The sequence below is a fragment of the Streptomyces sp. NPDC050743 genome, assembly GCF_044456925.1.
Lineage (GTDB): Bacteria > Actinomycetota > Actinomycetes > Streptomycetales > Streptomycetaceae > Streptomyces.
In genome coordinates this window covers 18,066-28,020 of record NZ_JBITGJ010000094.1, presented here as the reverse complement: position 1 = coordinate 28,020, position 9,955 = coordinate 18,066, and the positions used below count along the sequence as shown (strand labels likewise).

The 9,955-nt window shown below is 71.3% G+C and carries 9 protein-coding genes and 1 pseudogene; 4 read left to right on the top strand and 6 right to left on the bottom strand.

All coding sequences use genetic code 11. The features are described from left to right. Positions 1 to 401: 401 nt before the first annotated feature. Positions 402 to 740: a DUF1801 domain-containing protein gene (locus ACIBJF_RS43375; RefSeq protein ID WP_399182626.1), complete on the bottom strand. Its 339-nt coding sequence runs from the start codon at positions 738 to 740 to the stop codon at positions 402 to 404. A gap of 259 nt (positions 741 to 999) precedes the next feature. On the opposite strand from ACIBJF_RS43375, the pseudogene ACIBJF_RS43370 reads away from it, so the two are divergent. From ACIBJF_RS43370 to ACIBJF_RS43355, 4 genes and pseudogenes are all read left to right on the top strand, one after another. Beyond that, positions 1,000 to 1,239: pseudogene (locus ACIBJF_RS43370) on the top strand (response regulator transcription factor); the annotation flags it as partial. Between the two features lie 105 nt (positions 1,240 to 1,344). Beyond that, complete coding sequence (locus ACIBJF_RS43365) at positions 1,345 to 1,569, top strand: helix-turn-helix domain-containing protein (RefSeq protein ID WP_399182631.1); 225 nt, start codon at positions 1,345 to 1,347, stop codon at positions 1,567 to 1,569. Beyond that, positions 1,560 to 2,828: a sensor histidine kinase gene (locus tag ACIBJF_RS43360; protein WP_399182625.1), complete on the top strand. Its 1,269-nt coding sequence runs from the start codon at positions 1,560 to 1,562 to the stop codon at positions 2,826 to 2,828. Before ACIBJF_RS43365 ends, ACIBJF_RS43360 begins: the two co-directional genes overlap by 10 nt. A gap of 38 nt (positions 2,829 to 2,866) precedes the next feature. Beyond that, a complete protein-coding gene (locus ACIBJF_RS43355; RefSeq protein ID WP_399182623.1) occupies positions 2,867 to 4,141 on the top strand; it encodes a hypothetical protein in 1,275 nt (424 codons plus the stop codon). A gap of 228 nt (positions 4,142 to 4,369) precedes the next feature. Here ACIBJF_RS43355 and ACIBJF_RS43350 read toward each other — a convergent pair whose 3' ends face one another. From ACIBJF_RS43350 to ACIBJF_RS43330, 5 genes are read right to left on the bottom strand one after another with little or no spacing between them, the layout of a single operon-like run. Then, a complete protein-coding gene (locus ACIBJF_RS43350; RefSeq protein WP_399182621.1) occupies positions 4,370 to 5,131 on the bottom strand; it encodes a response regulator transcription factor in 762 nt (253 codons plus the stop codon). Positions 5,132 to 5,169: 38 nt separating this feature from the next. Continuing rightward, the gene (locus tag ACIBJF_RS43345) at positions 5,170 to 7,821 is read right to left on the bottom strand and encodes an FtsX-like permease family protein (RefSeq protein WP_399182619.1); all 2,652 of its coding nucleotides are present in this window, start codon (positions 7,819 to 7,821) and stop codon (positions 5,170 to 5,172) included. After that, entirely contained in the window at positions 7,818 to 8,480 is a 663-nt protein-coding gene (locus ACIBJF_RS43340) for an ABC transporter ATP-binding protein (RefSeq protein WP_399182617.1), read from the bottom strand. Before ACIBJF_RS43340 ends, ACIBJF_RS43345 begins: the two co-directional genes overlap by 4 nt. Next, on the bottom strand, positions 8,467 to 9,189 hold the full coding sequence (locus ACIBJF_RS43335; protein ID WP_399182615.1) for an ABC transporter ATP-binding protein: 723 nt from the start codon (positions 9,187 to 9,189) through the stop codon (positions 8,467 to 8,469). The genes ACIBJF_RS43340 and ACIBJF_RS43335 overlap by 14 nt, the downstream gene beginning before the upstream one ends. 5 nt (positions 9,190 to 9,194) lie before the next feature. Then, a complete protein-coding gene (locus tag ACIBJF_RS43330) occupies positions 9,195 to 9,848 on the bottom strand; it encodes a hypothetical protein (RefSeq protein WP_399182613.1) in 654 nt (217 codons plus the stop codon). Positions 9,849 to 9,955 lie beyond the last annotated feature (107 nt).

Below are 9,955 nucleotides of genomic sequence, written 5' to 3'. Positions count from 1 at the left end.
TGGCCGTGTTCGACAGGCGCACACGGAAGGTGTACCGGGCATGCCCGGTGTCCTTCGTGGTCGCCTCCGTCGTCATGCATCCGAACCTACCCGAGCGGACTGACAGTTGAGAGTTCTCGATCATCGTGGGCGGCATCACCGCCGTGCGGGATGGACGCCGGATCGCCCTGACGGCGATCCGGCTGTCCCTGCCCCGCTCCGCAGGAGTCCGATTCCTCCCCGGCCCGGAGGCCGGGGCATCCTCGGAGGAACACGGTGATCGATGCGGGCGGGTCCGCATGGGAGGCGGTCTTGGCCATGGCGTATCCCCCGCACTTGCGACATTCAACCGCGAGGGCGGAACGCGGTCGGGCCATCCAGGGGCCGCCTGGCTGTGCCTGCGCGCAGGGCCGGGTCCCCGGTCAGGGCTTCAGCGCGGCACGGATGAGAGCGCGCAGTTCATCGTCGGTGACGACCGCCATGTCCGTGGACCGCAGCCGAATGGTGGCCTTTCCGCTGACGAGCGTGGGATGGCGGGAGCTGAAGCCACCATCACGGTCCGCTCCCCACCCGTAGATCGAGACGCCGTGCCGCCAGACACCGATGTGCAGCCTGCGCTTTTCGACCCGGTAGGTGGGCATTCCGTAGGACAGCGCCACGCTCGCCTGCGGGAATTCCTCCAGGATCAGCCCGCTCACCCGGTCGAAGAGCGAACGGTGACCTGGCGCAATGGAGTCGATGTACTCCTGCACAGGGTCCATGCGACCCATTGTGATCCTCCCGCGAACACCGCTGCTGCGGGCTCGACCTCTCGTGCCCGACCGTCGCGGCTTCGTGGCAGGGCAGGGCCGTGCGGCACCAGCGGACTGCTCCCGACCGTCAAGCGGCTGACCAGGGAAGATAGAGAACTGGGACGGGAGTATCTAGGGTCAGCACGTGGCTTTCATCATGGTGTGTGAAGACGACGCGGCGGTCCGCGCCGTCCTCAAGCGCGCCCTGTAGCACGACGGCCACACCGTCTCCGTCGCCGCCACGGCCGACAGCCTGCTGCGGCAGCTCGCACCGGCGCCCCACCTGGTCGTCCTGGATCTCGGGCTCCCGGACGCCGACGGCCGCGACGTCTGCCTGGCCCTGCGGGCTCGCGGCGTCGACGCGCCAGTGTTGATGCTCACCGCCTTGGACGGCCTGCATCACAAGGTGGGCGGCTTCGAGGCCGGCGCCGACGACTACATGACCAAACCCTTCGACATCCCGGAACTGCTGGTCCGCGTCCGGGCGCTGCTGCGCAGGGCCACCGTGGCGCCCGCACCGCGCGAGGTCGTCCTCGATCCGGCGAAGCACGTGGTGACCTACGATTCGGTGAGCATGAGCCTGACCCCGACCGAGTTCCGGCTGCTGGGCCGCCTGATCGCCTCGCAGGGCGACGCGGTACGCCGCCACGCCCTCATCGCTGCCGGCTGGCCGCACGGGGCGCAGGTCAGCGACAACACCCTCGACTCCTATGTGCGCCGACTGCGGGCCAAGCTCGGTCCGCTGGGTGTGGCCGGGCGTCTGGCGACCGTCCGCGGCGTGGGCTACCGATGGCAGTGACGGGATTCCGTGAGCGGGTCGTCGCACTCACCGTGCTGATCGCCACCGCCGTGGTCGCGATCCTGGTCGTGGTCTCGCACGTGCTGCTGAGCCGGGTGACGGACGCCGACGCGCACGATCTGGCACGTACTCGCGCCGAGGCGGTCGCGGCGAACGTTACCGCCAAAGGCGGCCGTGTCGTGCTCACGGAGAACGGCAGCGAGGCGCTGGACGAGGTCGCCTGGGTGTATGCCGACGGCCGCCTGCTCGACGGGAACGTGCCGCCGAGCCTGGTCGATCGCGTCGAGGAGCTGGCGGACTCGGGGCGATCGCAGACCGCGTCGGTCGGCAATTACCTCCTGTATGCACGGAAGGTCCCGATCGACGGCCACCACGTCATGGTGATCGTCCGGGTGGACCTCACGCCCTACGAGACATCCGAACAGCGCAGCCTGACCTTGTCCCTGATACTGGGCGGCCTCACGATCCTCCTCGCCGGCGGTGTCGCACACCTCGTGGTGCGCCGCGCGCTGCGGGTCGTGCACGAGATGGCCGCCCTCGCCGACGAATGGGGCCATCACGAACCCGGGCGCCGCTTCAACCTCGGGATCCCCCGCGACGAGTTCGGGGAACTGGGGCGGACCCTGGACCATCTCCTGGAGCGCGTCGACAACGCGCTGGCGGACGAGCGCCGGCTCACCGATGAGATCGCCCACGAGCTGCGGACACCGCTCACGGTCCTGCGGGCCGAGGCGCAGCTGGCACAGCTGTCCGGCGAGCCAGTGCCGCCGGAGGCGGTGCTGAGCGAGGTCGACCGCCTCGATGCGGCGATCACGACGATTCTGCGCGCCGCGCGCGCACGGACGGACAAGAGGACCCGATGCGATCTGCGCTCCGCCGCGCGGCAGGCGATCGCCGGCCGCGCGGTCGAGGTCGCCTTTCCCCCGAAGGTCGAGGTCGCCGTGGCGGCCGACGTCGCCGTGTCGCTACTGTCGCCCCTCCTGGAGAACAGCCTGCGGCATGCGCGGTCGCGTGTGTGGATCACCGCGCGCAACCAGGGCGAGGTCATCGTGGTCGATGTCCTGGACGACGGCCCCGGATTCGATCCCGCGGACGTCGACCGGGTCTTCGAAGCGGGTGTGACCGGCGGCGACGGGTACGGGCTGGGGCTGCCGGTGGTCCGGCGCATCGCCGCCTCGGCCGGTGCGGAGGTCCGCGCGATCGCGGACGGCCGCGGTCACGTCGAGGTGACACTCCCGGCCGCCCGTGCGACCACGTAGTCAGGTTACGTGCAGATTCCCCGCGTAAACCTCCCCGCATGACAACGACAACGGAAGTACGCACGCGCAGCGGGCGCCTCATGCTCAACAAGGTCCCCGAGGTCACCATCTGGTTCTGGGTGATCAAGGTCCTGTGCACGACCGTCGGTGAGAGCTTCGCCGACTGGATCAACATGAAGCTGGGCGTCGGCCTGGTGAACACGGCCTGGATCTTCACCGCGGTGTTCGTGCTCGTCCTGGCCGTCCAGCTGCGGCTGAAGCGGTACGTTCCGTTCCCCTACTGGCTGACCGTCGTCGTTGTCAGCGTCACGGGTACCTTGTACACCGACATCCTGACCGACCAGCTGAACGTGCCGCTGTGGATCAGTTCCGCGGTCTTCTCGGTGCTGCTCGCGGTGGTCTTCGGTGTGTGGTGGCTGCGTGAGCGCACGCTGTCGATCCACTCGGTCACGACGCTGCCGCGTGAGTCGTTCTACTGGCTCGCCGTTCTCGTCACCTTCGCGCTCGGCACCGCGACCGGCGACTGGACTCTGGAGCTGACCGGCTGGAGCCCGGGCGTCTCCGTGTTGCTGCCGCTCGGCCTCATCGCGGCGATCACGCTGTTGTGGAAGTTCGGTGCGAACCCGGTGCTGTCCTTCTGGCTCGCCTACATCCTGACCCGCCCGCTGGGCGCGAACATCGGCGACTGGCTCGCCTCCCCCAAGGTCGCCCAGAACCCGGGCGACCCGACCGGTCTCGCGCTGGGCACGTTCACCACCAGCCTGATCTTCCTCGGCCTGATCCTGGCGACGGTGGTCTACCTGACGGTGACGCGCTCGGACGTGACCGAGACCCACGAGGCGACCCACGCCGCACCGGCCACCAGCAACCCGCGCAAGGAGCGCACCGCGCTGGCCGGCTTCGGACTGCTCGCCGTCGCCACCGCGGGCCTGCTGGTCTGGGCCCACGGCCAGCCGCACGTCGGCCCGGCGCCGGAGGAAGACAACACCTCCGCCGTCCAGATGGCTCCCGGCCAGGCGGTGAAGAAGTTCCCGCCCGCCAAGGTCGCCGCGCTGCGGACCCTCGCCTCCACCTCGCTCAAGGACGCACGCTCGGGGAACGCGACCGGCGCGCACGCGGCCGCCCAGTCGCTGCGGGACCTGTGGGACGCCGACCAGGCCTCGCTGCAGCCGCTGGACCAGACCGGCTGGACCTCCATCGACGCCCAGATGGACAAGGTGCTCAAGACGTTCGGCATCGATCACTCGAACCCGCCGATGTCGCCTGCGCAGCAGGAGAAGGAACTGAACGCCCTCCTGACGGACATGGGCTGACAGACCGCACAGCGCCCGGCCGGCCCACCCGGCCGACGGGCTCAGTGTGCCCAGGCGGCGCGGAGAACCGCGCTTCCTCGGCACACGCCGGCGATCCGCGGACACCGCAATGCGGCCGGGGCCGCCTGCGGCAGCCCGGGCATGTCGCAGACTCTCGTGGGGCGGTCGCTGACCGGATGGCGTCGGCCGATGAGTGCAGACCCTACTGCGCGAACAGGCGAGGGCCAGTCAACTCTTCGTCCCGGCCCCACCGCTCAAGTCGCAGCGCTCGAGGCGGTAGCCATGCCCTCGGAGCGTGGCGATGTGAGGCAACCGGCAAGGGCGGCCGGACTCCTCGGCGGCCTGGGTGAGACGTCGGCGCAGGCCGGCCATGGTGACGTCCAGGGTCTTGGTGGGGCCGAACCAGTTCTCGTCCCACACCTGTGCCATCAGCGTTTCCCGCGAGACGGCGGTGCCGGGGTTCCTGGCGAGCAGGGCGAGGAGGTCGAATTCCTTCGGCCGCAAGGAGATCTCCGTGTCGTGGAGGGTGCAGCGGCGTGCCGTGGTGTCGATGACCAGGTCGCCAAGCCGTAGTGGGGGCTGCGGCTGCGACATGATGGTCTGGCGGCGCAGGTGAGCGCGGAGACGGGCCAGCAGGACGGTGAGGCTGAAGGGTTTGACCAGGTAGTCGTCGGCACCTGCGTCCAGGCCGGCGATGACGTCGATGTCGTCGGTACGGGCGGTGAGGATCACGATCAGCACGTCGGGGAGGCGGGCGCGCAGGGTGCGGGCGAGGTCCAGCCCGTCGAGGTCGGGCAGGCCGAGGTCCAGGAGAACGGCGTCGTAGGCAGTGCGGTCCGTCTCCGCCAGGGCCGAGGCGCCGGTGCGGCTCCAGGTGGGGGCGTAGCCGTTGACGCGCAGGCCGGTTTCCAGGTGGCGTCCGATGGTGTCGTCGTCCTCGACGACCAGGATGTGCAGGCGGCTGCGGTCCGGTGCGGCAGGCGTGCCCATGGCAACAGAGTAGACAGGTCGCTCCCCTGCAGGCGGGCTCACAGGTCACGGAGTTCCTCCACCGCGGGGCGCCGGGCACCGCGGATGCCGTTCAGGGCTGCGGCCAGTACGGCGATCAAGGCGGCCAGTCCGGTCAGGGTCAGGTAGACGCCGGGCACCGCCAGGGCGGCGGGCGGCGGGTCGAACACGCCGGTGAGTACCTTGACCAGCATCTCCGACAGCGCCCACCCGATGACGGCACCCCCGGCCAGGCCGCCTGCGGCCAGCAGGAGGGCCTCGGTGAGGACCATGCCGCGCAGCTGGCGTGTGCGTGCGCCGAGGACGGTGGCGATGGCGAAAGTCCGGCGGCGTTCGGCGAGCCCGAGGGCGAGGACCAGTCCCCCGGCTCCGGCGGCCAGCAGGACCGCGAAGGCAAGCTCGATGCGGGTGAGTCCGGCCAGGTCGACGGAGGTCAGGCTGGTGCCGACGGTGCCGCGGGTCTGGGTGAGGTCGCTGACGGTGACGCTGGTGCCGAGCTGCGACCGCAGGCGCGTGGCGATCTGCTTCTGGCGGGTGCCGCCGGTGTCGAGGAGGAAGGCGCCGACCGCGTCGCTGCCGGTCGCCTTGGCGATGTAGGAGGCGTTGGCGACGAAGAAGCTGTCCTTCGGTGCCGTGGGGAACTCCTTGGCGATGCCCGCGTAGTGGAAGGGGACCGTGCGCAGGGTCTTGGTGCGGGCGTCCTGGATGCGCAGGTTGACGGTGTCGCCAGGGGAGAGCTGGAAGTCGTTGACGGTCTCGACGCTGACCAGCAGGTTGTCGGGCCGTTCGGCGAGGCGCCGCACGAGTTGCCGGGCCGTGCCGCCGGCGAAGTAGGCGTCCTGGAGGGAGGTGGCGCGGGCGATGGTGTCCGGGCGGACGCCGTAGAGGTCCTGGAGATCGGAGCCGACGTAGGCGAAGCGGTGCTGGAGGGGTTCGACGTGCCGTACGCCGGAGACCTTCAGGGCGGATCCGGCGCCGGGTGGGACCCGGGCACCGGGTGGTTCGGTGACGGTGACGTCGGCGCCGTTGGTCAGGCGGGCGTCGACCTCGGCCTGCTGGCGGTATGTGGCGTTGAAGACGGCGGTGGAGAGCGCAAAGGACACAGCGAGGGCGAGCAGCACGACCGAGCGGGCCAGAGGGCGGCGGCGCCGGGAGAGGGTGGCGGCGGTGGTGCCGGCGAGGGTCGCGGTCAGCGGGCGGGCCAGCCGGGCCATGGCGGGACGGCCGTGGGTGAGGGCGAGGAGGGTGAGCCGCCACAGCAGCAGCGCGGCGCCGATCCACAGCAGGGCAGGGCCGAGGAAGGCCCAGTACGACACGGAGATGCTGGGCACGCCTTCCGGGGCGAGGACCAACGCGTACTGGTTGCCGGAGGAGGCGCGGAAGACCAGCCAGGAGCCGATCAGGAGGGCGAAGTCCAGGCCGTACCGCATCCACCACGGGTTCCGGGTGCTGCGGGAGCCGGACTCCTTGCGGGTTTCCGCGACGGTCACCGTGTGCAGGTCACGCAGGGCCGGGACGAGGACGGCTCCCGCGGCAACGGCGGCGCCGAGGACGAATGCAGTGCCGTACCAGGCGGCCCAGGTGCCCGCGCCCGCTCCGAAGGAGGCGGCACCAAAGGCGAGGCGGCCGGTCAGTGCGGCGACGCCCAGTCCGGCCAGGCCGCCGGCGAGACCGATCAGCGCCGCTTCCAACCCGGCGAGGGCGGTGATCTGGCGGGGGCGCAGGCCGCGCAGCCGTAGCAGGCCCTGCTCCTGGCGGCGCCGCTCGCCGCCGGCGGAGGCGACCGCGGCGGTCAGGGCGGCGGCCAGGACCGCGCCGGGGACGCCGAGGAAGAGGAAGAGGATCTGGGCGTACAGGGCGTCCTGGCGGGCGGAGTCGAGGGCGGCGCCGACGTTGTTGCCGACCAGTGCGGCGCCCGCGGAGCGGGCCTCCAGGTTGTGGGCGGCGCGGGTAACCGCGGTGAAGGCGGCGGCTGGGTCGGAGGGCAGGCGGGCGTCGTCGCGGGCGACGTGGATCTGGGTGGTGACCGCAGAGGCACCCCGGGTCAGTGCGGCGAACCTGGCGGCGGGCAGCAGGACGACGTTGTCCGGGGGTGCGGTGGGCTGGGACTGGCTGGGTGCGCCGACGGTCTGGAAGAGGGAGTCGGCCTGGGGCAGGTCGATCACGCCGTCGACCTTCACCTGCCGTAGTTCGATGCCGGGGAACTGGACGCCGATGGTGTCGCCCGGGGCGGCGTGCAGGTTGGAAGCGGTCTGCTGGGCCAGCAGGACGCCGGTCGGGGAGCCGGAGAGGGTGCGGACGGCATCGGGGAAGAGGGCGCGGTAGCCGTCGGGCAGGCCGAGGGCCATGCCGGGGCCTGTGGTCTGGGTGCTGCCCTGGACGCGCGCGGTGAAGCCGGTGGTGTGGGCGAAACCGACGGGCAGGGCGGCGCGGGTTCCCGGCGCCTTGCGGACCAGCGACATTACCGCGCCGGGGTTGGCACCAGGCTGTACCTGGACCTGCCAGTCGACGGCAACCGAGCGCACGGCGCGCTGGGTCATGGTCGCCTTGGACGCGGTGAGGAAGGAGCCCAGCGCGGCGACGAGGGCGACCGCGAGGGCGATGCCGGCCAGGGCGGCCAGCAGACGTCCGGTGCGGTGGCGGGCCAGGCCGGACGCCCACGAGATGATCATGACACTTCCTCGGGTGCGAGCAGCCGGCCGTCGCGCATGGCGCGCCGGGTGGTGAGCCGGGTGGCGACGGCGGGATCGTGGGTGGTGACGACGAGGGCCGCGCCCGCCTGGTCGGCGGCGGTGAGGAGAGCGTCAAGGACACGGCCACCGGTGGCGTGGTCCAGGCGGCCGGTGGGCTCGTCGGCGAGGATCAGGCGCGGCGACTGGGCCAGCACCCGGGCCACGGCGACCCGCTGAGCCTGACCACCGGAGATCTCCTCGGGCAGCCGGTCCGCCAGGTCGGCCGCGCCCACTAGCGCGAGCGCCGCGAGGGCGGCCTGCCGGGCCTCGCCTTCCGGCCGGTCGGCGAGAACCAACGGTAGAGAAGTGTTCTCCACCACGTTCAGCGCTGGGATCAGGCTGTCGCCCTGGAAGACCAGGCCGATGTCGTGCGGCCCCAGGGAGGCGGCCCGCCGCACCGTGCCGCTGGTGGGCTGTTCGAGCCCGGCCAGCAGGTGCAGCAGCGAACTCTTCCCCGACCCGGAGGGGCCGACGACTGCGAGCCGATCGCCGACCCCGATCGCCAGGTGGGCACCGTGCACGGCCACGACCGCCTGCGCACCCCGGCCGAAGGTGAGAGCCGCGTCAGCACAGGTCACGAGCACTTCATCCCGTGGCATCGGGCACCCCCTGCGACGCGGGACGGGCAGTCAGGGCCGAGGCGTCGGTGGCCCTGCCATCCTCCAGCGTGATCACCCGGTCCGCGCTCCGGACGACTTCCGCGCTGTGCGTCACGATCAGCACCGCGCACCCCTGGGCGGCCCGCTCTCGCAGCATGCCGAGGACCACTCGCTCGGTCTCTCCGTCGAGTTCGCCGGTCGGCTCGTCGGCCAGCAGGACAGCGGGCGCGTTGGCCAGCGCCACGGCCAGCCCGGCCCGGGCCAGCTCGCCACCGGACAGCTGCCGGGGCAGCGCATGCATCCGTTCGCCGAGGCCCACCTGGGTCAGCAGCTCCCTGGCCGAGGTGACGGGTTTGCGGGCCGCGGCGCGCTGCGGCAGGCGGACGTTGTCCCGCACGCTCAAATGCGGCAGGAGATTGCGGGTCTGCAGCAGCACGCCGATGTGCCGGGCACGCAGCCGGGCACGCTCGGTCTCGGGCCGGTGGCTGATCCGTACTCCGTCCACACGGACCTCGCCGCCCGAGGGCTCGTCGAGCCCGGCCAGGCACGCCAGCAGGGTCGACTTGCCGGATCCCGACGGTCCCACGACCGCCACCGTCTCGCCCCGCCCGACCCGCAGCGACACCCCGCGCAGCGCGAGCGTCTCCTCCTCGCCGGCCCGGTAGAAGCGGTACAGCTCACGAGCAGCCAGCACCGGCTCGGACGCCATCGTGCTCACCGCCAGGCGAAGGAGTCGCTGATGATCCGCCACGGGTCGACGTTGTCGGCGTTGACCGGGCCGGACAAGGTCAGATCCACCTCGTGGCCCGACTTGTAGAAGGCATACCGCTCGAACCCGTCGCGCACCACCTTGCCCGTGACCGGGTCCTTCGCCGAGTCACCCTGATAGGTCACCTGGACGACACGGCCCGCGTGCCGAGACACCTCCGACACCTTCGGCGCGGCGAACTTCGGCACCTGGGAGCGCAGCTTGGGGACAACCGTCTTGGTGACCGAGTCGACCGTGGGCGCGGTGGACGCGGGGACCGTCGTGATCCTCACGGTGTTCAACTTGTCGGTGAACACCGTGCTGCCTCCCTGCTCGGTACGGGCCCAGCCTTCAGGCACCTTCACCGTGAAACCGGTGAAGGACCCGACTGTCGGCCGGTAGACGACGTACACCTGGTTGTCGGGGATGTCACCGGGCGGATTGGACTCGGTGGGAGCGGGTGCCGGGTTGTTCTGCCCGTTTCCGACGCGTGCCGAGGAAGCCGGCGGTGATGACGTCGAACCGGAACCGGAGTGCGAGCCGGAACCGGAACAGCCCGCGGTCACCGCCGCCACGAGCACCAGCCCGACTGCCGCGGACGTCCGTGCGTGTGCTGCCATCACCACTGCCCTCCAAGGAATCCCCCGGACCGGACGGTCATGGCACCCACGCTAGGAAGCGGCCGATTAACGCCCCGCTCGCCGAGGGTTAGACGACGGCAAAAGCG

Excerpts from the sequence above, each read along its gene's own strand:
- ACIBJF_RS43360 (WP_399182625.1), top strand. The coding sequence starts at position 1,560 with ATGGCAGTGACGGGATTCCGTGAGCGGGTCGTCGCACTCACCGTGCTG.
- ACIBJF_RS43340 (WP_399182617.1), bottom strand. The coding sequence starts at position 8,480 with ATGCCACGGGATGAAGTGCTCGTGACCTGTGCTGACGCGGCTCTCACC.
- ACIBJF_RS43365 (WP_399182631.1), top strand. The coding sequence starts at position 1,345 with ATGAGCCTGACCCCGACCGAGTTCCGGCTGCTGGGCCGCCTGATCGCC.
- ACIBJF_RS43350 (WP_399182621.1), bottom strand. The coding sequence starts at position 5,131 with ATGGGCACGCCTGCCGCACCGGACCGCAGCCGCCTGCACATCCTGGTC.
- ACIBJF_RS43375 (WP_399182626.1), bottom strand. The coding sequence starts at position 740 with ATGGACCCTGTGCAGGAGTACATCGACTCCATTGCGCCAGGTCACCGT.
- ACIBJF_RS43335 (WP_399182615.1), bottom strand. The coding sequence starts at position 9,189 with ATGGCGTCCGAGCCGGTGCTGGCTGCTCGTGAGCTGTACCGCTTCTAC.
- ACIBJF_RS43355 (WP_399182623.1), top strand. The coding sequence starts at position 2,867 with ATGACAACGACAACGGAAGTACGCACGCGCAGCGGGCGCCTCATGCTC.
- ACIBJF_RS43345 (WP_399182619.1), bottom strand. The coding sequence starts at position 7,821 with ATGATCATCTCGTGGGCGTCCGGCCTGGCCCGCCACCGCACCGGACGT.
- ACIBJF_RS43330 (WP_399182613.1), bottom strand. The coding sequence starts at position 9,848 with ATGGCAGCACACGCACGGACGTCCGCGGCAGTCGGGCTGGTGCTCGTG.